Here is a 24,392-nt window from a genome sequence, read left to right as displayed (position 1 = left end):
CCTAAATCAGTTGCGGTTAAAATGTCGTTTTTACTCAGGCCAATGCTTAACACCAGTTCATATTGTCAAACACCTGAATAACCGCCTCCGCATTTCGTCTTGTCCAGCTCCGGACGCAAGCGTCCACCGAATTCCCCTACCCCAACAAAACATCCTCACCAGGATACCGAATTTTCTCCGGTTTTTGTTTGGCGAAGGAGAAGGCGAGTGTGAGCGGGCCGAGTTTGCCCAGGAACATGATGAAGATGATGATTTCTTTTCCGATTTCCGACAGGTCGGCAGTGATGCCCATGGACAGGCCGACCGTTCCGAAGGCGGATACTACTTCGAAAATAATTTTAATAAATGGCAAATCCTCCGTGATGCTCAGGACAAAGATGGCGATAAAGACGAACAGGACGGAAATCATTGAGATGGCCAACGCTTTTGTCAAATAGTTGACGCTGATGGTGCGGCGGAAAATGACGATGTCTTTTTTGCCGCGTATGAATGTAATGACAGCCATGATAATGATGATAAAGGTCGTCAGTTTAATTCCGCCGCCGGTGGACGCGCTCCCCGCACCCACAAACATTAACAGCAGCATATACAGGACAGTTGCATCCTCAAGCCCGCCGATGTCCACTGAATTGAACCCGGCAGTCCTCGGCGAAACGGCCTGAAAATAGGATGCCCAAAGCTTTTCCCAGCTGGTCAGATGGGCGAGGGTCTGCGGATTATTATATTCTAGGTAAAAGATGACGGCCATTGATACAATATTGACCGCAAAGGTGCCCACAATCATCATTTTGGAATGAAGCGACAGCCTTTTGAATTGCTTTGATTTCCACAGATCGGCCAGTACGGTAAAGCCAAGACCGCCAATGATAAAGAGCATGGAAATGACAATATTGATGACAGGATCGCCGACAAACCGGCTGAGTCCGTCCGGCCAGAGCTGAAAGCCTGCATTGTTGAAGGCGGAAACAGAATGGAACAGGCTGTAATAAAATCCATCCTGCCACCCATACAGCGGAACCCATCTCAGGCAGAGGAAGAACACAGCAATGGCCTCGATCGTAAAGGAAAAAATAAACAGGTAGCGGACGAGGCGTATGACTCCGCCGACCGACGTCTGGTTCAATGCCTGCTGCAGGACAAGGCGCTCCTTGAACCCGATTTTCCTTCCGAGCATCAAGTAAATCAGCACAGCGAAGGACATGATTCCAAGGCCTCCGAGCTGGATGAGGCACATGATGACAATCTGGCCGAACAAGGTATAGGTAGACGCCGTATCAGCCACTGTCAGCCCTGTCACGGTCATAGCCGAGGTGGCTGTGAACAGGGCATCGATCCATGAAACACCATGAACGGTTGAAAAGGGAAGCTTCAGCAAGGCGGCCCCCAGCAGGATGAAAAACAGGAATATAAGGGTCAAAAGCTGCGGCGGCGTGATATTCAGGTATTTTCGCTTCATGATCGATAAAGCTCCTTTTTCCTCAAATAGTGAAAAGCAATATATTTTTGGCAAAAAAAAAACCATTCTTATCCACGGAAAAGAACGGTCAATATACGTATTGGCCTTTCTCTCAATATGCTTACGGAGTTAGCTGCCGGATTAGGAATTGAGAGCTTCCTTCCCGGCCTCCGCCAGGATTCACCCCGGGCAGGCGCAAACAGCCTCCTGCCATATTGGTTCCCCCGTTCTTAACATAAGATTCAGCAAAGGTATGAAATTTGAGTGTGATTATAATAATTAAAATACTCCCGCTCATTTGCAAAGTCAATCAGGAAATTGTAAATTTTTACGAATCAAAAAAACCGTGCACAGTGCACGGTTTTGCAAGTCTATTCCTCCAGATGGATACGCCGGTAGTCATCCTCCAGAATGCTCATCATGATGGAATCATGGTATTGGTGATCGTAAAATAAAGCCTCTCGCTGGACGCCTTCCTGCATGAAGCCGAGCTTTTCGTAGACATGAAGCGCCCGGTCGTTATAGTTGAAAACATTCAGCTCGATCCTGTGCAGATTCAGCACGCCGAACGCATAGCCAAGCATCAGTTCCATTGCTTCGCTGCCATAACCGCGCCCCTGGTTCTCTTCCTCGCTGATGTTCACGCGGATATTGGCATTTCGGTTGGTGCTGTCTATATCCTGAAGGGCGATATCGCCGATCACTTCATTCGTTCCATCAAGGACAATCAATAAGAGGATGGATGATGAATCCTCCGCCTTTTCTTTAATATAAGAAAAGATCTGATCTTTGGAGAAAGCTTTTTTCAGACCGGTAAGCTTTCTTGACCGTTCATTATAGAGCAGCTTCACATATATATCCGTATCTTCTGTACTGATGGGCCGAAGATAAATCCGTTCTCCCTGCAGGAACCTTATAGCATCCATTTGTACTCCTCCTTGGCTTTTCCTAATTACAATATAATCCAATCCCGCTCAATTAAAAATAGATATATTATCCCTTTCAGTAATTTGAACATCAATATAATTGAAACATCAAAAGTTGGGTAAATGTAATAGCAGATACACTGTTCGAAAAAAAGGGGGCCTTGGCCAGGATGGATTATAGAAAAGGAATGCTTATTTATAATGGAAATGCCGGTCAAAAAGATATAGAAAAATCGCTTGCAGCTTGTGTTCCGGTCTTGTCTGCAGAGCTGGATTCCCTGATTCTGCTGCCAACCAAGAGGGAAGGGCATGCAAGAGAGCTGTGCAGGGAATATGGATCTGAGGTGGATGTTGTTTTCATCCTGGGCGGAGACGGGACGGTACATGAATGCATCAATGGATTGGCGCCGCTCGAGGATCGGCCGGCCATCGGCATATTGCCTGGGGGGACTTGCAATGATTTTTCAAGAACATTGAATATCCCCCAAAATATACGTGATGCAGCACTTGCAATGATCTCAGGAGAAGCAGAGCCGGTTGACATTATGCAGGCGAATGAAGACTACTTTCTCAACTTCTGGGGTATTGGGCTGGTGGCGGAAGCTTCGGAAAATATTAAGGCAGCAGAAAAAAACCTATTCGGGCGGATCAGCTACTTCCTGAGCGCCTTGCGGACGATCAAGGAAATGGAGCCATTCCATGCTTCGCTTATAGTGGATGGAAAGGCCATAGAGGAAGATGCCGTTATGATACTTCTGGCCAATGGCCATTATATTGGCACTAATGCATTGCCTTTTGAGAATCTTGACTATAATGACGGACTGGCTGATTTATTTATTATAAAAGATGCCAATCTTGCTTTAATGAAAGAAGCACTTACAGTAGACAGCATGGAAGCAAACGAGAATATTCTCCATTATAAGGGAAAGGAAATACAAGTAAGCACAGAAAAGAGGATGGAAGCTGACATGGATGGAGAGGTATATTCAGCGACTCCGTGCCGGATAAGCGTCCATGAAGGACATATGCAAATGATAAAGCCAGGGCAGCCTTAAGGGCTGTCCTGGCTTATGGTTGTTTCAGGAGGTTCGTTCAGTGCTCCAATTTCTTTCAGGATAAAATAAAATCCGCCTGCCGATACAATGGTAAAGCCCCAATTCAGGATCTGCCTCAGCACGATTCCCTGGTCAAAGGCATCAACCCCGTATTTTCCAATGAGCCAGACCTTAATGGAGGCAAGAAGAATGAATTTCAGAGCAAAGCCTGCCGTGATCAGGCTGAAGATCATCAGTGTTTTGCTTTTAAAGAAAACTTCCTTCATGCTGCCCCTGTCTTTTCCCTGCAGTTCCATAAAATCGAGAGTGAAATAGAGGAAGACTGGCTTTTTCAGCACAATCGTCAACAAAAACAGGCAGCCCAGCACGTAAGAATAAATGACGTTATTCCATAGAAGCTGAAGGGCCGACCCGGCGAGCACATCGATCAGGGTGCCGATCACCAGGTTCACAAGAAGGAACAGGCCGAATAGATTGATTTTTTTAAGCTGAAAGAAGCGGTACAGTGTATAGATGATGCCAGGTACGGATGACAGGATCATCGCCAGATAATCACCAAGCACGTCCCGGCCGTAATTCCAAACAACAAGAGGGAGCACAACATAAAAGAGAATGTCTGGCACCATTGAATTTTTCTGCATTTTTTTCGTTCCTGCCTTTTTTAAAGATTTCTGTAATTAAGTATTCCCCATAGAAAGTAGAACTCCTTTATTTTCTTATAGGAGTATACAAAAAAAGAGCCGCTGGGCTCTTTTTTATGCTAGGAAGGCTTTCAGCATCCAGATTTTCTTTTCCAGGTCTTCAATCAGCCCGACGGCAAGGTCTTCTGTGACCGGGTCGTTTTCTTCCTCGGCGAGTCCTGCCAATTCTTTTAGTTCCGTGCTGATCGTGCTGTAGTCTGATATAAGGGCAGCGACCATTTCTTCTGCGGTTTCTTCACTGCCGTTATCCTTGATAGACGCATGTTCAAGGAACAAGCTCATTGTGGCAATCGGCCTGCTTCCTGCTGCCAATGCCCGTTCTGCAATTGTATCCACATTCGCTGCTGCTTCATTGTAAAGCTCTTCAAATTTCTCGTGCAGGGTGAAAAATGCAGGTCCTTTTACAAACCAGTGAAAACGGTGAAGTTTAGTATATAGGACGCTCCAGTTGGCGATTTGTTTATTCAGGCTGTTTGTCAAAGTCATAGTGATTTCCTCCTCGTTTTGTCCTTAATTAAATTATATCAAATATTATTTTATAATCAATACTTATTTATAATAATTATAAATAAAATATAAGTATAAAAAAACGGCCATTAGAGGGCCGTTTTCAGTCAGACGGTTTTTTTCTTTTTGCGCATAATCAGATAGATGATATATACGATGACAATCAAAGCTCCGCCTATAAGTGTCAGCATCCCGAAGTTCTCTTCAATGAAGGGCCGCGCCTGGGCGCCAAGTACCATAATAAGGGCAGCTTCAAGGAAGAAGCGGGCGCCTCTGCCTATGATGGACCAGATAATGAGGGTCCTAAGCTGGACTTTTGTGATGCCGGCAAAAATGGTGAACACTTTATAAGGAATTGGGGTAAAGCCTGCAATAAGGATGGCTACTGGCCCGTATTTATTGAAATAGTTCTCGACTTTCTGGATTCTTTCTTCAGAGATGATGTACCGCAAAACAGGGCGGCCCAGTTTTTTACCGATGAACCATCCGAGAATGGCGCCAAGGACAGATGCCACGGTTGTGATGAACGCATACCAGATGACGCGGTCGGGATTGGAAATGCCCATTGGGATTAATAGTACATCCGGAGGGATAGGGAAGAAGGATGAGTCGGCAAAGGACACAAAAAACAATCCAAAGATACCATACTCCATAAGCCATTCTTCAATCGAGTGAATCAGTTCTGACATAACGGATCTCCTTTAGCAGCTTCGTTAAATATCCTCAAGCCCCTTGTACAGAGAGCTTAAGGACAGCACACGAGAAGTATATCATTTACTGTCTGCCAAGTCATGCAGGAGTCCGATAATTACATTAATTTTCAAAAAAGGCAAAGGGGGATTACCGATGGCCGGCTGATCCGGCATTTCCTGTACCCGACAAGAATAAAAGGGTATACATCTGCCTTGCAAGAAGATAAATGAATGCCCCGATCAGGATGGCGAACAGGTCGAGCCAAAGCCCATTCTGGTATTTTTCAGGCTGCTTGAACCAGTCAAGTGATGTCAAACCCGAGATAAGAGCAGCCGGAACAAGAATGACCACCCAGGGGCTCTGCAGCCATTTCACTTTATAAGCCTGTGACACAGCTTCATACAATACCTCTGCGATCCCTGCAAGGAAGAACACAAGCATATAGGTGGTGAAAAGGTAGCCGGGCTCCAGGCCAAACTCATACTGCGGGTTATAATACACCATAGCCTCGTATGATAGGAGATGAAGGGAAGCCGTCAGTAAAATCGTGCTGAAGAGGAACCGGATAATTTTATAAAAAGGAAAAACGGCTTTCTTCAGCTCTGAGCTGATTCGCTTTTCATTCCCGAAGCATCTGATCGCTTCCCCGGCGGCTTCCTCCTCGGACCAGCCGAATGCCATCAGCTCTTTTGCATGCTCTTCAAGATGAGAGGTCATCTCAAGCCTCAGCTCTTCCCGTTCAGAATGGTCCATTGGCAGGCCGTCAACGATATGATCAATATACTGATCGATTGTCTTCATGAGTAGCCCTCCGAAAATTTGTGGATCAAATCGCTGATCTTGTTCCAGTTTTTGAGCTTTTTGCCCAATTCTTTGCGGCCGTCTTCGGTGATGCTGTAATACTTCCGCCTGCTGGCTTCAAGCTCCTGATGCCAGTAGGAAGTGACAAACCCTTTTGCCTCCAGCCGCTTGAGAGCCGGATATAGAGTTCCTTCATTCATGCTGTATGCTTCATCGCTTTTTTTGCGGATTTCCTTTGTCATTTCATATCCATAGCTGTCTTTTTCAGAAAGAAGGGATAATAAAAGAATATCGATGCTTCCTTTTAACAGTTCTTTATCCACGAAGGGTACCTCCAGGTTCATTTGTTTACATTGTACTTCAATGTACATTGTATTACAAGGTAAAGGGCGAAAGGTAATGAAATCAGTTACAATGGGTATAGAGATAACAAAGGAGTTTTTATATGGAATATTTACTATTTTTATTGCTGGGCGGAGTGATCAGCGTCCTCTCCGGCTTCTTTGGAGTAGGAGGAGGATTCATCCTGACGCCTGTTCTGCTATTGATCGGGTTTGCGCCCCTTGAGGCGATTGCAACCAGCCTTTTTTTCTCAATAGGCACTTCACTGTCAGGTATAGGCGCCCATTTCAGGCTGAAAAATATCCTTTGGAAGGAAGGGGCAATACTCGGGGTGAGCGGTATGCTTGCCACCCAGGCCGCAAAGCCGCTGGTGCTGTTCCTAAGTGAAAAAGGCCTGGATGCAACCGTTATCCCGGCCTGCTATATTGTACTGCTCTCCTATTTCGCGTTCACTATGTTCCGGCAGGGAAAAAAGACCGGTGAACAGTCCCGCGAGGGCAGGCCTTCCCTGGCTGGAATGCTGCTGATCGGATTTTCAGGCGGTTTTGTCTCTGCCGCTTTAGGAGTGGGCGGAGGGTTCATCATGGTTCCCCTGTCAATCGCCTTTCTGGGACTGCAGCCGAGAAAGGCAGTGGGGACAAGCCTGTTTGCTGTCCTTCTGATTGTCAGCACTGGATTCCTGTCGTATGCATCTGCTGTGGAGATCAGTTATCTGACTGCCATCCTGCTTGTTGCCGGCGGCCTTGTCGGATCCCAGGCCGGCGCATGGCTGACCAATTTTTATAAAAATAAGGACATCAGCCTACTGCTTTCAGGATTGTATATTGCGACTCTCCTAAGCGTCGTTTTCAAGCTGGTCCATCACAATCTGATCGGCATTGTTCTGCTGAGCCTATTTATTGCTTATTTCTTTTTCCTGTCACTGTCGAAGATCATCAGGAAGAAGGAAGCGGAGGCATAGAGGCAGGAGGGGAGGGCGCTTTGCCCTCCTCTTTTTTTTACATTTTCTTTGGCGCCGCAATCCCAAGCAGCCGCAGCCCTTCTTCAAGGACAAGGGATACAGCCCGGACCAGGCTGAGTCTTGTCTCAAGCCCCGGCGTATCGTCCAGTATCCGGATCTGCCCATAATATTTATTGAAGCTCTGTGCCACATTGATGATATACTTGGCAATCACTGAAGGCGAATAATGCTTATGGGCTTCTTCAATCTTCCCGGTAAAGAGGCTGAGCTGCTTGAGCAGATCCCAGCTGTAAGGGTCGCTGAGCCCCTGCTCCATCCTGCCGGCTGTCCCGGCCTTTTGAAGGATGGAGCTTGCCCTTGCATTTGTGTACTGGATATAAGGGCCGGTCTCACCTTCAAATGTAAGCATTTCTTCCAGAGAAAATTCAATATGGTTGAGGCGGTCATTTTTCAAGTCGTGAAAAAGGACTGCTCCGATGCCGACAGCGGCAGCGGTTTCTTCCTTCTGCTCAAGAGAAGGATTCTTGCGGCAGATATTCTCATAAGCAAGCTCGACCGCTTCATTCAGAACATCCTCAAGCAGGACGACCCTGCCTTTCCTTGTCGACATTTTCTTGCCGTCCTTCAGATAAAGCCCGAAAGGTATATGATGCATATTTTCTGCCCACTGAAAGCCCAGCTTTTTCAGAACAAGCTTCAGCTGCCTGAAGTGGACGGACTGCTCCTGGCCGACGACATACAGGCTTTCAGAAAAGCGGTAGGTTTCTTGCCGGAAGATGGCGGCGGCCAGGTCGCGGGTTGCATAAAGGGTTGCTCCATCCGATTTTTTGATCAGGCAGGGAGGGAGGCCATGTTCTTCCAAGGTGACCACTGCTGCTCCCTCTGATTGAGTCAGGAGGTTCCGGGACTGCAGGAGCTCTACGGCTTTTTCCATTTTATCGTTGTAAAAGGCCTCTCCGTTATAGGAATCAAAAGAGATGCCCAAAAGTTCATAGATCCGGTTGAACTCTTTCAATGATTCTTCCCTGAACCAGCTCCATAGCGCAAAAGCCTCATCATTACCCCGTTCAAGCTCCCGGAACCAGCGGCGCGCTTCGTTTTCGAGATCAGGATCTTTCTCTGCCTCCTCATGGAAACGGATGTAAAGCTTGAATAGTTCAGCGATCGGCTTTTCTTTTACAGTGCGGGGGGTGCCCCATTTTTTATAGGCGGTAATCAGCTTGCCGAATTGGGTTCCCCAATCTCCGAGGTGATTGATCCTGATAACCTCATAGCCGCATTTTTCAGCTATCAGGCTGATGCTGTTCCCGATAACGGTTGAACGCAGATGGCCCATTGAAAACGGCTTGGCAATATTGGGGGCTGAGAAATCAATAGTGATAGTCTTTCCTGTGCCTGCGCTGCTATTGCCGTATAGGGAGCCGGCTTCAAGAAGGGACTGCAGGATCTCCAAGCCAACTTTCTCCTTCGAGAAGAAAATATTCAGGTACGGGCCGTGTGCTTCTGCCTGGTCAATGAGGCTGTGCTGCAGCTTTCCGGCGGCTTCAGCAGCGATTGCTGCCGGTGCCTGCTTCATTTTTTGGGCAAGGGTGAAGCAGGGAAATGCCAGGTCGCCGTGCGCCGTATTCTTTGGCACTTCAATCAAGCCGGCAAGCTCAGCAGCTGTAAGCCGGTCTTCAAACAGTTCCCAAAGCGCTTCAGTAAAGATTGCTTTCAGTTTGATCATGGGATCTTTCTCCTTCTTGTTGATTTAATTGAACACAAAAAAGCCCGCCTCTAATAAAAGAGACGAGCCTGTTATACCCGCGGTGCCACTCTGATTGTCCATAGGACCTCTTGTCATGATAACGGGGGATGGCCCCGGCAGGACCTACTTTGACTTTCGGCCCGGCATCTCCGAAGTGCGCTTCATAAAAGGGTCCCTGCAGGCTTTCACCATCCCTGCATCGCTTCAGGGGACGGCCCTTTACTACTCTCTTCATCATTGATTGACTATATCGCTGCATTGATTATTAAACGTATTATAAACCATTGTATAAAAATTGCAAGATTATTGTGAATCGGATGAAAACATATAGGTTTTATGATGAAAGCGGATACTGAAGATCAAGCCCATTGCAAACATATTGCCCATCAGTGAGCTTCCGCCATAGCTGATGAAGGGAAGCGGAATCCCTGTAATCGGCAGCAGCTGTATGGTCATGCCGATGTTCTGGAACACATGAAAGGTGATCATACTGATGATTCCTGTACAAATATACGTATTATAAGGATCCTTGGTTTCCATGGCCGTCTTGGTCAAATGATAGATTAAGAGGAAGAACAGGCTGATGACGACGCTTGCCCCAAGGAAACCGTATTCCTCTCCGATGACGCTGAAGATGAAATCGGAATGATTATCGGGGATATTGACCTGCCTGTCGCCGACCCCTTTCCCTGTTATAAGGCCGGAGCCAATAGCCTGGAGCGAGCGCAGCAGCTGAAGGCCGGCAGACTGTCCATAGCTCTCAGGATCGAGCCACGAATAGATCCGGTCAAACTGGTAAGGGTCGACCTTCAGATATTTCTCGATGATGCCTGGCGCCCAAATGACCAGGTAAAGCACGCTGGCGGCAAAACCGATGCCTGCACTGTAGATGGGCAGCAGAATCTTCCATGAAATCCCTGAGACAAAGATGATCCCGAGCATGATGGCAATGATGACGAGGGCAGTCCCTAAGTCCTCGACAAGGATGAGGCCGAGCGGCAAAGCGGTCACAGCGCCAATCTTGATCAAAAGATAAAAGTCGGTCTTCAGTGTTTTCTGGATGAATTTTTCGTGATGAGAGGCGATCAGCTTGCTGAGCGCCATGATCAGGAATACTTTAACAAATTCGGATGGCTGTATCGAACCGACGCCGGGGATGACAAACCAGCTTTTTGCTCCTTTGATTACGGGAGCAATGCTGTCAGGGGCGAGGGCAAGCGCGACAAGCAGGAGTATGCCGAAAGCATAGAGGATCCAGGAAAGCTTCCTGAATTGCTCACTGTCGAAATACATGGTCACGCCCGCGATGAAAGCGCCGACGCCATACCAGAAAATCTGCATCAGCAAGAAATTTTTATCATATTGCTGCAAGGTTTGGGCGCTGTAGATCGCTGTACAGCTGACTATGGCAAATAACAGCAGCAGAAAGCTCAGCGTCCAGTCGAAGCGGTCGGAAGGCTTAAGTGAACGATCCATTATAAAATACACCCTGTTTCATTTCAGTTTGGCCATTGTTTATATAAGCCGCCCTGCTTCTAATACATCTGCAGGGGAGGCGGGTGGATTCTGGCGAAAGTCCGGATTAGTTTTTTAATTATAGAAAGCGGCTAATAGTATAGACGTATCTGCCAGGCAGATTGTTTCCTTTAAAGGATAATTTTTCAAACTTAATAGGAAAAATAGAGTTTTTATGGCGGTCATATTTTTGCTCAATCTGCTGAAGCTTTAATGGCAAATGAATGATCAGCGTCATTCTTGCATTGTGAAGTTCACCATAAATTGGAAAGTTACAGCCGATTTATATTTTTATTAAAACTAAGAAATTTTCAATGTTTTTTGCTAAAATAGGGATATTGTATCCGGACGGGCATGGCAGCTTAAGCGTGAAGCCAGGCTGTGCACTTTAATAGATCAGAAGATGCATTAAACTTCGACAACTGTTCAGCCCCGCGCTCCATCGGCTCAGAAATCATCTTTTTTCATTTTTATTCGGAGGTTCTGCTATTGAAAAAGAATCATAACAGCTCGCGTGATCTCATATATGTCCACTTAAATGAACAGGAAAATTACGTAATGTCTTACGGCATTGAATTTGAGGAGTTTGCCCGTTCACTGTCAGATGTAATGGCGAATCTCCTGCTGCTGAAGCATGGATTTGATGATGGGGAATTTAACCGGCATACGCTCCTGGAGTATGTTCCGTATGAAAAGCTGAATAAGCTGCTTTCTGATGATGTCTATAACTATGGCGACTTCTGCTGGATTGATTTTGAAGAACTTGACGGGCTGAACGAGCTGCCGGGCCAGACCATTGCAGAGCTATTGTATCTGGGACATCTGAAGGAGCACCTGAAAGCGCCATTTTATAACTATCTTGGCAACCGCTTTGTCTATCTGGCCCATGATGACGGCTGGTATAACAAAACCTATTACCGGGATATGGCTGATTTTTACCGTCTGCTGAGCCAGCTGATCCCTGAAAAGCTGAGCGAAATCAAGCCGGAAAAATCACTTCTCGGCCTGCGGAAGAAAGGTTCATTCCCGCCGGTGCCGCAAGAAGCCATTTCCTACATGAAAGACATGATGAGGGAAGGCGCCGTCATCTCCATCAGACAGACCGATCAAAACCGCGCGCGGATTGAAATCCCCATCTGGGTGATCGGCGACTTTGCCAATATGGACGATATGTACGAAGAATACGAAAGCATCGCAAAAGAAAAATGTGAAGCCAAGCTTGTGTTTGATAAAAAAACACGGGAATGGAAGCTGTATGCGAGATGAGGAAAGCCCGGCAGACGTGCCGGGCTTTTTTTTGAGGGATGATGGGGTGCTGGTGAGTGTGGGTGAGGCCTTCTGGAAAGTATTTGAAGAATAGAGGGTGTTAGTGGTCGCGACTAGAGCCGTCTAGAAGAGATTTTGCTAAACAGAGGGTGTTAGTGGTCGCGACTAGAGCCGTCTAAGAGAGATCTTGAAGAACAGAGGGTGTTAGTGATCGCGACTAGAGCCGTCTAAGAGGGATTCTGAGGAACAGAGGGTGTAAGTGATAGAGACTAGAGCCGTTTAAAAGAGATTTTGCTAAACAGAGGGTGTTAGTGGTCGCGACTAAAGCCGTCTAAGAGAGATTTTGCTAAACAGAGGGTGTTAGTGATTGCGACTAAAGCCGTCTAAGAGAGATTTTGCTAAACAGAGGGTGTTAGTGATCATGACTAAAGCCGTCAAAAAGAGATTTTGCTAAACAGAGGGTGCCAGTGAGAACAACTAGGACCCTCTAAAAGAGTTTTTTCCAATCAGAGGATGCCAGTGGATCCGTTGCAAGCATCTGAACCCCAAATCCCCTCCGTTTTCCAAAAAGCACCAGCACTCCGCCACGCCCCTAATACCGCAATTTCAAAAGAACATCCCGGATCGCTTTATCCTCCATGATGGTATCTTTATATTTCTGTGTAATTTCGGTAAGGGCGACATCATGGTAGAAGAACTCAGCGAAAAACTTCACGAGCGGCCTTGAACGGGTTGTGATGGCATTCCACTTGCCGGCTTCCATGCCGGCGAACAGCATCTCTTCCTCGTCAATGATGGCAATCCTGCTTCTTTCAAGGGTTTCGTGATGCTTGTCCGGAATCAGGACCGAGACGGACGGAAGGCTTGTTTCGATTTTTCCGATAGAGTGGACATGGATACTGACGCCGCTTTCGTGCTTTTCCTCCAGCAGCTCCGCATACTTCTCCAATTCATCTCCCCAGGCAGAGAGGATGATCTTTCTTTCCGCCCTGCCGAGCATTTCCTCCAGCAGGGAGAGGATGGAGTGATTATCCTTCAAGGTCCACACCCGGTCATCCGCGACAGGCTTTTTGACGGCTGCCTCCCGCAGCTCCTGGACGCTGGTTTCGAAATCTGCTTTCAGCCTGCTGATCACCGATTCAACGGGAAGGGCGGTGTACAAACGCTTTTTTTCGACCGTCGTTTCAAGGATGATGCCTTTCTCTGCCAGGCGGTGAAGCACCTCATACACCTTCGAGCGGGGAACGGCAGAGAGCTTGACGATTCCTGTGGCGTCCAGCGGCTGGTCCGCTGAAATAAGCGCCTGATAAATTTGGCTTTCATATTGGGTAAACCCGAATTGCTGCAGCATAGACAGAACTCCTGAGTCAGTTTTTTCTTAATAATATCATATCTTTTCCGCTAAATCGCACTGGGAAAATTAACACTTGCACCTATCCCTATAAAAAGTTACCATTGTGGTGGTAACTAATTGAGAGGTGTATAAAATGGATAAACGTGTGTATCTTTTGACGATCGTTTCCTTTGTAGTCGGGATGGTCGAGCTTATAATAGGAGGAATCATTGATCTGGTTGCGGCCGATCTTCATGTCAGCATCGGCAAAGCCGGCCTTTTGATCAGTGTGTTTTCGATTGTATATGCTGTCGCGGCACCGATTCTGCTGACAGCAACCGGGGGAGTGGAAAGGAAAAAACTGACGCTCATAGCCTTGCTCGTTTTCCTTGCAGGAAATATCCTGGCTTTCCTGAGCCCGAGTTATAGTATTCTTTTTCTGGCAAGGGTTATATCAGCGGCAAGCGGATCTTTGCTTGTTGTGCTGTGCATCACGATCGCATCGAATATAGTGCAGGAAAAATATCGCGCACGGGCGATCGGCATCGTGTTTATGGGCGTAAGTGCTTCACTTGTTCTTGGCATTCCGGCCGGGCTTATGCTTGGCAATGAATTTGGCTGGAGGGCACCATTCCTGATGATTGCTGTCCTGACATGCCTGTCGATAGCAGGGGTGTACTTTTTCATGGACCGGATTGAACCGAAAGCTGCCATATCCATCAGGCAGATGTTCGCTGCCCTGAAGAACAGGAAAATTTTATTCGCCCAACTGGCCTCGTTCCTCTTTTTAGCAGGGCACCTGACACTTTATGGATATCTGACTCCATTCTTAAAGACCGTCCTGGGAATGGACGGAAACTGGGTCAGCATCATGTATCTGCTGTTCGGTATTGCCGCGGTGGCCGGCGGCGGTGCAGGCGGGTATCTAGCCGACCGCTTCGGTACAAAACCGACAATCTTAGCCATTATCGTGCTGTTTGCGGCTGCACTGTTTTCAATTCCGCATACTGCCTTTTCCCTGCCGCTGTTCATTGCGGTCATGATTATCTGGAGCATGCTGAGCTGGGCCATCACACCGGCATTGCAGAGCTATTTGATAGAGTCTTCACCGGAAACATCGGATATCCAGCAAAGCCTTAATAACTCAGCCCTGCACTTTGGGATTGCCTTTGGGTCTCTGATCGGGGGAATTGTAATTGAACAGGCTTCGGTCGAGTGGAACGCTTCGGCAGGGGGAGTCTTCATCCTCTTCGCGCTTGGCGCTGCCGCTGTCTCGATGGCAGGATTGAAGAGCAGGCGGCCGGCAAGAAGCAGCAGCCCGACCGTCTAGCAAAAAGGGCCCGCCCGGTCTTCTTCCGGACGGCCCTTTTTCTGCTAGTTTTAAAGAAGAAATAGTGTATAATGGCGATAGCGGAAAATTTCATACATATGCAGAAACAGGTGTTTTTCTTTGAAAGACTTAAAAGGGAAGTTGGTGCAAATTCCAACGCGGTCCCGCCACTGTAAATGGGAGCAAGCTGCAGAAGCCACTGTACGGGATGTATGGGAAGGGGCAGCGAGCATTGACCATGAGCCAGGAGACCTGCCTGATTCTTATGCACCCATAAACCTACGAGGATAGGGAGGTGTACGGCAGCCTTTTGGAATCTTTTTTTTTGAATCTGCGCACGCCGTGCAAAGCATCTCCATGTTTATTGGGGATGCTTTTTTTGGTTCCAAAGGATGCTGGTCCCGTTTTGGGCATAAGACCTTTGCAGCATGAATTTTGCGACATTTATTCTACAGGGGGATTTACCATGAAAAAGCTTTATTCATTATTATTCAGCATGCTTTTGGCTGCTGGTGTTCTGTCAGGCTGCGGCGATTCAGCGGCAGAGCCTGAAAAGGACAATGGCAGCAGCACTGAACAGACAGAGACTGAAACAGAAAAAGCAGAATTTCCTGTTACAATCACAGATGCCGCCGGTGAAGAAGTTGTCATTGAAGAAAAGCCGGAGAAGATTGTTTCTCTGATTCCAAGCAACACGGAAACAGCGTTTGCACTTGGTCTGGGAGAAGAAGTGGTTGGGGTATCTGATTTTGATAATTATCCAGAAGAAACAGCAGATAAAGAAAAGATCGGCGGAATGGAGTTCAATGTTGAAAAAATCATCTCCCTTGCTCCAGACCTGGTTCTTGCACACGCTTCAAGCGCACATAATTCAACTGCAGGATTGCAGCAGCTGAAAGATTCAGGAATCGCTGTGCTGGTTGTCAATGATGCCCAGAGCTTTGAACAGGTATATGAGTCGATCGAGATGATCGGTACCGCTTCAGGTGCAAAGGAAGAAGCAGAAGAAGTGATTGCCGGCATGAAAGAGAAGATAGAGGCAATCAAAGAAAAAGCTGCTGGCGTAACAGAAAAGAAGAAAGTGTTTGTAGAGGTGTCTCCAGCGCCGGAGATTTATTCGCCTGGGAAAAATACATTCATGGATGAAATGCTTACGATGATTAATGCAGAGAATATTGTAAAAGAAGAAGGGTGGCCAAAGGTAGATCCTGAAGCCATCATCAAGGAAAATCCGGACGTGATCATTTCCACTTCCGGCTACCGCAATGAAGATGCTGTGGCAGAGGTGCTCGCCCGTGAAGGCTGGCAGGATGTAAATGCCGTTAAAAACAAGCAGGTGTTCAGTGTGGATTCAGATACAGTAAGCCGCTCCGGTCCAAGGCTTGCTGAAGGAGTAGAGGAATTTGCCAAAGCTGTCTATCCGGACGTATTTAAGTAAGAATAAGCTGTCAGCCTATGTGCTTGCAGCCGCTTTCCTTGTCCTGTGCATGCTGGTGGGGATTTCAATCGGTACAGTCTCTGTGCCGATTCCTTCTATCATTAATATAGTTGGGTCTAAGCTTCTGCCGATTCAGCTTGATGCTTCAGTTGACCCGATGCACAGCAATATTGTGATGAATATCCGCCTGCCCAGGGTCATTCTTGCCGGGCTTGTAGGAGCTTCCCTCGCCATTGCGGGGGCAGCCTTCCAGGGCCTCTTGCGGAATCCGCTTGCAGATCCTTATACACTGGGGGTTTCATCCGGTGCGTCTGTCGGTGCAGTGCTGGTGCTTTTTTTTCAAATATCAATCCCGTTTGCCGGCCTCTTTACACTGCCTATTCTCAGCATGGTTTTCTCATTCCTGACTATATTCGCCGTGCTGTTTTTTGCAAGAAGAATTGACAGGGCCATGAAGGTGGAAACTATCATTTTAACAGGTATCATTGTCAGTTCTTTTCTTGGTGCGCTCATTTCGCTCATGATTGCCCTGACTGGAGAAGAGCTCAGGCAGATCATCGGCTGGATCATGGGAAGCGTTTCAATGAGGGGATGGGCTTATATACGCATCATCCTGCCGTTTTTCATTATAGGAAGCCTTCTGTTGATAATGAATGCGAAAGAGCTGAATGCCATGTCATTTGGAGAAGAGCGTGCACAGCATCTGGGCGTAAATGTGCAAAGAAGAAAAATGATGGTCCTTGTGGCTGGTTCCATTTTAACAGGCGCAGCCGTCGCGGTGTCAGGCACCATCGGCTTTGTCGGCCTCGTCATCCCGCATCTGACAAGGCGGCTGTGGGGGCCAGACCATATCCATCTGCTGCCTTTGTCGATGCTGACCGGCGCAGGCTTCCTGATTCTTGCCGACCTGGTCGCGCGGACGGTCATCTCGCCGACAGAACTGCCGATCGGCGTCATTACGAGCATCATCGGAGCGCCTGTGTTTGCACTCATTTTGCTGAAAAGAAGAAATAGGAGGGCTGTCTGATGCTGAGCATACAAGGATTGACCGGCGGCTACGCAGACGAAAGCATTATTAAAGAGGTCAGTTTTTCAGTGAAAAAAGGGGAGCTGTTCGGCATCCTCGGCCCAAATGGAAGCGGAAAGACAACTCTCTTAAAAATGCTGAGCGGCATCCTCTCCTATAAGAGCGGGAGCATTTCTGTAAAAGGCAGGCCTTTGACGGAGTTCTCTGTGAAAGAGCTGGCAAAGGTCATTGCGGTGCTGCCGCAGCATTCATCACAGTCTTTTTCTTATACAGTCAAAGAAACGGTTTCTTTAGGCAGGTATGCCCATCAGAAGGGGTGGTTCCAGACCTGGTCTGAAGAGGATGAAAAGACCGTCCAGCGCGTGATGGAACAGACGCGGGTCGCAGGATTCAAGGACCATTATATCCATGAGCTTTCCGGCGGGGAGAGGCAGAGGGTATTCCTTGCCCAGGCCCTTGCCCAGGAACCTGAGATCCTGCTCCTGGATGAGCCGACCAACCATCTGGATCTATCATTCCAGAAAGAGCTGCTTGACCTGCTGCGTATATGGGCGAAGGAATGCGGGATGACCGTTATTTCCATTTTCCATGATCTGAATCTTGCGGCGCTGTATTGCGACAGGCTGCTTTTGATGGAGAACGGGAAGGTTGTCGCGGCAGATGTCCCGAATGAAGTGCTCCATGAGGACCGGATCCGCACAGTCTATCAGACGGATATTATGAAGCATGCACATCCTGCCGTCCCTGCCCCGCAGATGGCAATTCTGCCAGGGGACCTGACTGCTGAACCGGCCATTATCGGCGAAAAAGATGTCCAGGTGTATGAAGACCATGTGCTTGTAAATTCTCCTTTCCCGCTCCGTACGATGTCATCGGGGGTGGCAGGAGCCGGGGTAGGCTGGCACAGGCTGTTTGTTAACCGTCAGGTGCCGAACACTTATGACTGCAGTGACCACCGGGCAGAAATGAAAGAATATTTGCGGGAAAAGGGCTATGAGCCAGGCGAGACGGTCGGCATGATGACAGCCGTCCAGGTGGCCGACGCTAGCTACAGGCTCTATGAATCCGACGGCTTTTCTCTCCTTGCAGTTGTCACCGCGGGAACAGGGAATGCTGTAGACGCTTCCCAAAGCGGCCTGCACAGCTTTGAGTTTTCCCCAGGCACGATCAACACATGGATCTTCATCAACGGAAATCTTACAGAAGAAGCGTTCATTCAAAGCATCATGACAGCCACGGAAACAAAGGTGAAGTTGCTTCATGACCATGGTGTTGAGGATAAGGTGTCAGGCACTCTGGCAACAGGCACTAGCACAGACAGCATCCTGATTGCTGCGGCCCAATCAGGGAAAAGGCTGGAGTTTGCAGGAACGATTACACCGCTTGGCAAGCTGATCAGCAAAGCCGTATATGACTGTACAGCTGAAGCGCTCCACAAATACCGGAAGAGGGTGTCATCATGATGGTTTATCATCTGGCTGCCCTTACCCTTGCGTTTCTGCTGGATCTGCTTATTGGAGATCCGCCTAAATGGCCCCATCCAGTCCGGTGGATCGGGTCATTTATTCTATTTTTGGATAAAAAATGGAACCGGGGCGGCAGGCGGAAGCTGAAAGGGGCCATCATGGTCCTGGCTGTCCTTGGTACTGTATTCCTTGCTGCAAGTGCCATCACATACTCCGGCTATTACATCCATCCGCTGGCAGGAATCATAATCGAAGCCATCCTCATTTCCACCACCATCGCGCAAAAAAGCCTGAAGGAAGCGGCGCTTGAGGTCTATGGTCCGCTTCATAGAGACAACATGCCTGAAGCACGCCTGAAGCTATCCTATATAGTCGGCCGTGATACAGAAAAGCTGGAGGAGCCGGACATTGTAAGAGGAACAGTAGAAACGGTTGCAGAAAATACGAGTGACGGGATCACTGCTCCTCTATTTTGGGCGCTCATCGGCGGAGCACCTCTGGCTCTCTTATACCGTGCAGCCAATACTTGCGACTCTATGGCAGGCTATAAGAACGAAAAGTATCTTGCGTTTGGCTGGGCCTCTGCCCGGCTCGATGATCTGCTGAACTTTATCCCGGCCCGGCTGACCGGCCTCCTGATGCTGCTCGGAAAAAAGCCCGAGCATACCAGCTTTAAGAAAGCATGGAACATCCTCATCAGGGACAGCAGGAAGCACCCGAGCCCGAACAGCGGCTGGGGAGAAGCGGCAGCTGCTGCCTTGATGGGTGTGCAGCTCGGAGGCATCAATTACTATAAAGGGATCGTCTCTGACAGGGCAAGAATGGGCGACCCTGTCGCTGTCCTGGAAAAAGGCCATATATTGTCGGTTATTGAGATTATGAATAGGACGTCTTTATTATTTCTATTATTCTTATGGCTGGGGGGAATGCTCTTTGAATTGGCCGTCACATGGATCTAATCCGCAGCATTTATTTAAGGCACTTGGGCTGCCGGAGCCATCGGAGCTGCTGGACTTCAGTGCCAATATCAATCCTATGGGGCCGCCAGAACGGTTAAAGGCAGACTGGCATTCATTTTTCAATGAGCTGCCTGTTTACCCGGACCCCTTTGCAGCAGAACTGACTGCCAGGCTGGCTCAAAAGGAAGGCATCGCCGGAGAGTATGTACTGGCCGGGAACGGGGCATCAGAGCTGATCAGTCTGGCAGCAAGGCTTCTGGCCGGAAAAAAAGTCATGATTGTTCAGCCGGCTTTCTCTGAATATGAACAGGCCTGCAGAGTGAATGATTGTGACATCAGCTATTTTCAGCTGGAAGAAGGAGGCTGGGAACTTGATACGGCAAAACTCTGTGAGGCAGGAGGGAAAGCGGATGCCCTGTTTCTCTGCAATCCGGCTAATCCTACAGGCAGATACTATGGCCGTGCAGAAATCGTTTCATTATTAGAGGGATGTCCCGAAACACTCGTCATCGTAGATGAGGCTTTCTATGATTTTCTGCCGGATTATGAATCTCTCGTGCCGCTGCTTTCAGAATACAAGAACCTCATGCTTCTTCGCAGCATGACAAAAATGTTCAGCATTCCGGGTCTGAGGCTCGGCTATGTGCTGGCAGAACCTGAGCTGATCAGGGGAATGGCCCGCTTTCAGTACCATTGGAGCATCAACTCCGCTGCCCAGCAGGCAGGGCTGATTTGTCTGGATGAAGATCTATACATAGAGGAAACACAAATTTATATGGAAAAAGAAAGAAGCAGGCTCTTTAACTTCTACAAGGCCAAAGGCTTGCTCGTGTCCGAATCGAAAACCAATTTTTATCTGCTCCGTCACCCGGAGCTGGGTGACCAGGAAAAATTGTTCTTCTTTTTGCTGGAAAAAGGGGTTGTCCCGCGCCATACCTATAATTTCCCCGGCCTTTCAGGGCGCTGGCTGCGGTTTGCCGTCAAAGGGAAAGAAGACAATCAGAAGCTGATGGAGGCGATCGACGAATGGACAGGTCAGAAGGACTGATATTCATTACAGGAGGCGTCCGCAGCGGCAAAAGCACCTTTGCGGAAAAAACAGCAGAGTCCCGAGCTGCCGCCTCCAATGGCCGTCTTCATTATATTGCCGCAGGGAAGAGCTCGGATGATGAAATGGCCGAGCGGATCCTGCTGCATCAAAAGCAGCGGGATGAAAGCGGCAGCGGTTGGAGGACCTGGGAACAGCCTGCAGGAATAGGGGAGCTGTCTGCAGCTTTTACAAAGCGGGATGTGCTGCTTCTGGACTGCCTGACCACTCTGTTGAATAATGAATTATTCGGGACAGGCGGCAGATGGGAGAGTCCGGAGTTTCAGGAAGCGGTCAAGGAGCGGATCCTTACTGATATCCACTCTCTTAAAGAGAGTGCGGCGGCATTAATCATTGTCAGCAATGAAGTTAAGTATGAACCGATTGAAACAGGGAGTGTGTCCCATATATACGCCAGGCTGCTTGGCCGGCTTCATCAGAGGATTGTGGGAATGGCAGTCCAGGCTTATCTTGTGGAAGCGGGAATACCGCTTCTTATGAAAGGAAGAAAACCATGAAAGGCATCATGATACAGGGAACGGCTTCAGATGTGGGGAAAAGCTTTATCGCTACTGCTCTCTGCCGGCTGCTGTCCAATGAGGGCCTCAGGGTGGCGCCGTTCAAGTCGCAGAATATGTCCAATAATTCCTATGCGACGGCGGACGGCAGGGAAATCGGCCGGGCGCAGGGCATCCAGGCAGAAGCGGCAAGGACCGAGGCAACAGTCTGGATGAACCCGATCCTGCTGAAGCCGAAATCTGATATGAGCTCAGAGGTGGTCCTGCTTGGAAAGGCAGTTCAAACCTATTCCGGCCGCAGCTACCGTGAGAATTTTTATGAAAAGGGCCTGGATGTAATCCAAAAATCATTGAAAAAGCTTGAAGCCGATTTTGATGTCATTGTTGCAGAAGGTGCCGGGAGTCCGGTGGAAATCAATTTGAAGGACAGGGAGCTTGTCAACATGAAGGTGGCCGATCTGGCTGACATCCCGGTCATCCTGACAGCGGATATCGACCGTGGAGGCGTGTTTGCAAGCATCATCGGCACCCTTGAGCTGCTCACGACTGAAGAAAGGGAGCGGGTAAAGGGTTTGATCATCAATAAGTTCAGGGGCGACCCGGATTTGTTTGCGGACGGCATCTCCTGGCTGGAGGAGCGGACAGGGATTCCTGTTCTTGGCGTTCTTCCCCATTTTGATAACCATATGATTGATGGAGAGGACTCGCTTTCCCTTGAGGACAGCTTTTACAGGAAACAGGGAGGGAAGATTGATATTGCGGTAATCAGGCTGCCGTATATATCAAATTACAGCGACATTGAACCGTTTCTCTATGAAGAAGACGTGTCGGTGCGCTGGGTGAAAAATGCTGCTGAGCTGGGCAAGCCGGATGCCATCATCATCCCGGGGACGAAAAGTACAATCCATGATCTGCAGTTTTTGAAGGCAGCCGGCCTGGACCGTTCTATTATCCGTCTTGCCGGGGAGGGCTGCAGGATTGCCGGAATATGCGGCGGCTACCAGATGCTAGGGGAGCAGCTGTATGATCCTGAAGGGACCGACAGCGGTACGATAGGCGTGAAAGCAAAGGGGCTGGGCCTCATAGAGGCTGATACGACCTTCTTCAGAGAAAAAATAACCGTCCAGGCGAAGGGTTCGTACATAGCATCCGCCGGGTTTGGCAGCGGCAGTGTTGAAGGCTATGAGATTCACCTTGGCCAAACAGCCAAAAAAGGCATAGATGCAGGCAGGAGTTTATTTTTGATCGAAGATGGCCGGGAGGAAGGCTATAGCGGCAGCGGCGGAAAGGTCATCGGGACCTATCTTCATCATGTTTTTCATAATGACGGCTTCAGAAACAGGTGGCTTGGCAGCATCCGGAAGGAAAAAGGCCTGCCGCAAAAGGAGCCTGTACGGATCGGAGACATGAAGGACGAACGCTTTGAGAAACTCGCCAATGAGGCAAAGCAGCATCTTCAGTGGGATAAAATCAAAGAAATTATAGGATATGAAAATACATGAAAACCATTAAAGGATTTTTGATCAACATTCAATTTTTCACAAGCATTCCGGTGCCGATGCAGATACCGATGGATAAAGTCCATTTGAAAAGGGCCGTGATCACTTTTCCAATTCTCGGGCTTCTCCAGGGACTCTTTTACAGCCTGGTGCTGTATGGATTCCTGGAATGGACCCCGTTTTCGCAGCTCGCCTCGGCATTTGCCCTATGGCTTGCCATGATTATCCTGACAGGAGGAATCCACCTGGACGGCTGGATGGATGCGAGCGATGCCTTCTTCTCTTATCAGGATCGGGAGAAGCGGCTCGAAATCATGAAGGATCCCCGCACAGGTGCGTTCGGCGTCCTTTCGGTCATTGTGCTTCTTGCCGCACGCTTTTTGTTCATATACGAAATAGTGCTTCAGCAACAGCCGGAGGCATATTGGCTCATTGCCCTGATTCCGTTTCTCGGAAAGCAGATCATGGGCGTCCTCCTGATGCAGGTGCGACCGGCAAAGCCTGAAGGACTGGGGGCAATGTTTCAAAAAGCTGCCAGTGCCAGGGATTTGGCCTTTTACCCGGCGGCAGTGCTGCTGGTGTTCGTGTTGTATGCTATGGCAGATATCAGCCTTGCAGTCCATGCGGCGATTCTGCTGTTGGCAGCAGCAGGTTTTCTGATGTTTGCCGCTGTAAAGTCGGTTAAATGGTTTGGCGGAATTACAGGGGATGTGCTGGGTGCATCTGCAGAAGGAGCTGAATGCTTTTTATGGATGGTACTGTGGCTGTTACATTATTTCGCCATGTCCTGACAGAACAAAACAGGCACAAAGCCTATCTCGGCTGGTCAGACTCTGCCTTATGCCATGAAGAGAAACGAAGATTTGAAGGCTGGGCCCGCTCCCTGCCTGAATTTCCTTTCATTTTTTCAAGCGATCTGGGACGCTGCCTCGAGACTGCCGGTCTTTTGCCCGGAGGAGATGCTCTCAAGCTGAAGGAGCTGCGGGAAATAAATTTTGGCAGATGGGAAGGCAGTGTCTATGAAGAGCTGAAGAATGATCCTGCCTACCAGGCCTGGCTCAATGATCCTTTTACCGCCCCGATACCGGAAGGCGAGGATTATGGGCAGTTTTCTGAAAGGGTCATGCATGGCTGGGAAAAAATCAGGACCATCCTGATCCGGCATCAAGGAACAAGAGCTGCTGTCGTCACGCACGGCGGGGTGATCCGGCAGCTGTTGACAATGCTTGCCCCAGAGGAAAGGCCGTTCTGGGAGTGGAGAGCCCCGCATGCCGGCGCCATCACACTTATCTGGGAAGACAATGGGTTCAGGAGGGGTGAAAGATGCACTTTATTATTGGAGGAAGCTTCAACGGGAAAGCTGCCTGGGTGAAGAGGCAGTATGAAGGGGAAACCATTGCCTGGCATAATGCATATATAGGCGAGCGGTTGCCTGAAGCTTCTCGTGCGGCGCCAAACTGTGTCATTCTGGAAGGAATCGAACAGTGGATCCGCGAAGATATAAAGAGAATGGATAAGGATCCGGCAAGAGCCCTGTGGAAGGAGCGGTTAGATGATTGGCTCCGCTGGGAAGCTGGTGTGCAGGAAAGAAAACTGGTACTGATCGGGACAGATATCACAAAAGGGATTGTACCGATGGAAAAACAAGACCGGGATTGGCGGGATGCCGCCGGGTGGATATTCCAGGATGCCGCAGCAGCTGCTGAAAGGGTCGATCTGATCTGGTATGGCATCAGCCGGAAATTAAAATAAAAAGATAGGGGAA

The 24,392-nt window shown here is 48.7% G+C and carries 24 protein-coding genes, 2 riboswitches and 1 other annotated feature; of the genes, 14 read left to right on the top strand and 10 right to left on the bottom strand.

The features are described from left to right. Positions 1–136 precede the first annotated feature (136 nt). Together RBB45_RS20690 and RBB45_RS20685 are read right to left on the bottom strand one after the other, a co-directional pair. Complete coding sequence (locus RBB45_RS20690; RefSeq protein ID WP_306010288.1) at positions 137–1,456, bottom strand: TrkH family potassium uptake protein; 1,320 nt, start codon at positions 1,454–1,456, stop codon at positions 137–139. Between the two features lie 104 nt (positions 1,457–1,560). Next, a riboswitch (cyclic di-AMP (ydaO/yuaA leader) is annotated at positions 1,561–1,714 on the bottom strand. Positions 1,715–1,827: 113 nt separating this feature from the next. Then, on the bottom strand, positions 1,828–2,382 hold the full coding sequence (locus RBB45_RS20685) for a GNAT family N-acetyltransferase (protein ID WP_009795719.1): 555 nt from the start codon (positions 2,380–2,382) through the stop codon (positions 1,828–1,830). Between the two features lie 170 nt (positions 2,383–2,552). Here RBB45_RS20685 and RBB45_RS20680 point away from each other — a divergent pair, with 170 nt between their 5' ends. After that, positions 2,553–3,437 (top strand): YegS/Rv2252/BmrU family lipid kinase, encoded by an 885-nt coding sequence (locus tag RBB45_RS20680; RefSeq protein ID WP_306010287.1) that lies wholly within the window; start codon positions 2,553–2,555, stop codon positions 3,435–3,437. On the opposite strand, the gene RBB45_RS20675 is transcribed toward RBB45_RS20680, so the two are convergent. From RBB45_RS20675 to RBB45_RS20655, 5 genes are all read right to left on the bottom strand, one after another. Then, positions 3,434–4,078 (bottom strand): VC0807 family protein, encoded by a 645-nt coding sequence (locus RBB45_RS20675; RefSeq protein ID WP_022543238.1) that lies wholly within the window; start codon positions 4,076–4,078, stop codon positions 3,434–3,436. The two genes, RBB45_RS20680 and RBB45_RS20675, sit on opposite strands and share 4 nt — an antisense overlap. A 114-nt stretch (positions 4,079–4,192) precedes the next feature. Continuing rightward, positions 4,193–4,624: a Dps family protein gene (locus RBB45_RS20670; RefSeq protein ID WP_009795722.1), complete on the bottom strand. Its 432-nt coding sequence runs from the start codon at positions 4,622–4,624 to the stop codon at positions 4,193–4,195. A gap of 128 nt (positions 4,625–4,752) precedes the next feature. Further along, positions 4,753–5,334 (bottom strand): YqaA family protein, encoded by a 582-nt coding sequence (locus RBB45_RS20665; RefSeq protein WP_009795723.1) that lies wholly within the window; start codon positions 5,332–5,334, stop codon positions 4,753–4,755. 151 nt (positions 5,335–5,485) lie between these two features. Then, complete coding sequence (locus RBB45_RS20660) at positions 5,486–6,139, bottom strand: permease prefix domain 1-containing protein (RefSeq protein ID WP_248138856.1); 654 nt, start codon at positions 6,137–6,139, stop codon at positions 5,486–5,488. Beyond that, on the bottom strand, positions 6,136–6,462 hold the full coding sequence (locus RBB45_RS20655; RefSeq protein ID WP_022543239.1) for a PadR family transcriptional regulator: 327 nt from the start codon (positions 6,460–6,462) through the stop codon (positions 6,136–6,138). The genes RBB45_RS20660 and RBB45_RS20655 overlap by 4 nt, the downstream gene beginning before the upstream one ends. 122 nt (positions 6,463–6,584) lie before the next feature. Between RBB45_RS20655 and RBB45_RS20650 the strand changes: the two genes are divergently transcribed. Next, on the top strand, positions 6,585–7,442 hold the full coding sequence (locus tag RBB45_RS20650) for a sulfite exporter TauE/SafE family protein (protein ID WP_224952198.1): 858 nt from the start codon (positions 6,585–6,587) through the stop codon (positions 7,440–7,442). Between the two features lie 37 nt (positions 7,443–7,479). Here RBB45_RS20650 and argS read toward each other — a convergent pair whose 3' ends face one another. Beyond that, positions 7,480–9,165: an arginine--tRNA ligase gene (gene argS / locus RBB45_RS20645; RefSeq protein WP_371931641.1), complete on the bottom strand. Its 1,686-nt coding sequence runs from the start codon at positions 9,163–9,165 to the stop codon at positions 7,480–7,482. Positions 9,166–9,223: 58 nt separating this feature from the next. Next, positions 9,224–9,436 (bottom strand) — a binding site (T-box leader). Between the two features lie 56 nt (positions 9,437–9,492). Then, a complete protein-coding gene (locus tag RBB45_RS20640) occupies positions 9,493–10,665 on the bottom strand; it encodes an FtsW/RodA/SpoVE family cell cycle protein (protein WP_306010286.1) in 1,173 nt (390 codons plus the stop codon). 528 nt (positions 10,666–11,193) lie between these two features. On the opposite strand from RBB45_RS20640, the gene RBB45_RS20635 reads away from it, so the two are divergent. Beyond that, positions 11,194–11,970, top strand: coding sequence for a hypothetical protein (locus tag RBB45_RS20635; RefSeq protein ID WP_022543240.1), 777 nt, complete (start codon positions 11,194–11,196; stop codon positions 11,968–11,970). A 592-nt stretch (positions 11,971–12,562) separates the two neighbouring features. On the opposite strand, the gene RBB45_RS20630 is transcribed toward RBB45_RS20635, so the two are convergent. Further along, a complete protein-coding gene (locus tag RBB45_RS20630; protein ID WP_101552584.1) occupies positions 12,563–13,321 on the bottom strand; it encodes a TrmB family transcriptional regulator in 759 nt (252 codons plus the stop codon). Positions 13,322–13,457: 136 nt separating this feature from the next. On the opposite strand from RBB45_RS20630, the gene RBB45_RS20625 reads away from it, so the two are divergent. The 11 genes from RBB45_RS20625 (at position 13,458) to RBB45_RS20575 (ending at position 24,379) form a co-directional block, all read left to right on the top strand. Next, positions 13,458–14,633: an MFS transporter gene (locus RBB45_RS20625; protein ID WP_094769371.1), complete on the top strand. Its 1,176-nt coding sequence runs from the start codon at positions 13,458–13,460 to the stop codon at positions 14,631–14,633. A gap of 91 nt (positions 14,634–14,724) precedes the next feature. Then, a riboswitch (cobalamin riboswitch) is annotated at positions 14,725–14,907 on the top strand. Positions 14,908–15,099: 192 nt separating this feature from the next. Next, positions 15,100–16,071, top strand: coding sequence for an ABC transporter substrate-binding protein (locus RBB45_RS20620; RefSeq protein WP_022543241.1), 972 nt, complete (start codon positions 15,100–15,102; stop codon positions 16,069–16,071). Further along, positions 16,037–17,098: a FecCD family ABC transporter permease gene (locus tag RBB45_RS20615; RefSeq protein ID WP_224952195.1), complete on the top strand. Its 1,062-nt coding sequence runs from the start codon at positions 16,037–16,039 to the stop codon at positions 17,096–17,098. The genes RBB45_RS20620 and RBB45_RS20615 overlap by 35 nt, the downstream gene beginning before the upstream one ends. Beyond that, complete coding sequence (locus tag RBB45_RS20610) at positions 17,098–18,561, top strand: heme ABC transporter ATP-binding protein (protein WP_306010285.1); 1,464 nt, start codon at positions 17,098–17,100, stop codon at positions 18,559–18,561. Before RBB45_RS20615 ends, RBB45_RS20610 begins: the two co-directional genes overlap by 1 nt. Next, positions 18,558–19,523: an adenosylcobinamide-phosphate synthase CbiB gene (gene cbiB / locus RBB45_RS20605; RefSeq protein ID WP_009795738.1), complete on the top strand. Its 966-nt coding sequence runs from the start codon at positions 18,558–18,560 to the stop codon at positions 19,521–19,523. The genes RBB45_RS20610 and cbiB overlap by 4 nt, the downstream gene beginning before the upstream one ends. After that, the gene (gene cobD / locus RBB45_RS20600; RefSeq protein WP_306010284.1) at positions 19,498–20,571 is read left to right on the top strand and encodes a threonine-phosphate decarboxylase CobD; all 1,074 of its coding nucleotides are present in this window, start codon (positions 19,498–19,500) and stop codon (positions 20,569–20,571) included. Before cbiB ends, cobD begins: the two co-directional genes overlap by 26 nt. After that, positions 20,550–21,128, top strand: a complete 579-nt coding sequence (locus RBB45_RS20595; protein ID WP_306010283.1) for a bifunctional adenosylcobinamide kinase/adenosylcobinamide-phosphate guanylyltransferase — start codon at positions 20,550–20,552, stop codon at positions 21,126–21,128. The genes cobD and RBB45_RS20595 overlap by 22 nt, the downstream gene beginning before the upstream one ends. After that, the gene (locus RBB45_RS20590; protein WP_306010282.1) at positions 21,125–22,630 is read left to right on the top strand and encodes a cobyric acid synthase; all 1,506 of its coding nucleotides are present in this window, start codon (positions 21,125–21,127) and stop codon (positions 22,628–22,630) included. The genes RBB45_RS20595 and RBB45_RS20590 overlap by 4 nt, the downstream gene beginning before the upstream one ends. After that, complete coding sequence (gene cobS / locus RBB45_RS20585; RefSeq protein ID WP_094769365.1) at positions 22,627–23,418, top strand: adenosylcobinamide-GDP ribazoletransferase; 792 nt, start codon at positions 22,627–22,629, stop codon at positions 23,416–23,418. The genes RBB45_RS20590 and cobS overlap by 4 nt, the downstream gene beginning before the upstream one ends. Further along, on the top strand, positions 23,367–23,999 hold the full coding sequence (locus tag RBB45_RS20580) for a histidine phosphatase family protein (RefSeq protein WP_306010281.1): 633 nt from the start codon (positions 23,367–23,369) through the stop codon (positions 23,997–23,999). The genes cobS and RBB45_RS20580 overlap by 52 nt, the downstream gene beginning before the upstream one ends. Continuing rightward, the gene (locus RBB45_RS20575) at positions 23,951–24,379 is read left to right on the top strand and encodes a bifunctional adenosylcobinamide kinase/adenosylcobinamide-phosphate guanylyltransferase (RefSeq protein WP_306010280.1); all 429 of its coding nucleotides are present in this window, start codon (positions 23,951–23,953) and stop codon (positions 24,377–24,379) included. The genes RBB45_RS20580 and RBB45_RS20575 overlap by 49 nt, the downstream gene beginning before the upstream one ends. The last annotated feature ends 13 nt before the right edge of the window (positions 24,380–24,392 follow it).

Origin of the sequence: Bacillus sp. MMSF_3328 (assembly GCF_030733525.1) — a bacterium.
Classification (GTDB): domain Bacteria; phylum Bacillota; class Bacilli; order Bacillales; family Cytobacillaceae; genus Bacillus_AB; species Bacillus_AB infantis.
The sequence above is the reverse complement of the archived record's forward strand: the minus strand, read 5'-3'. Positions and strand labels throughout refer to the sequence as shown.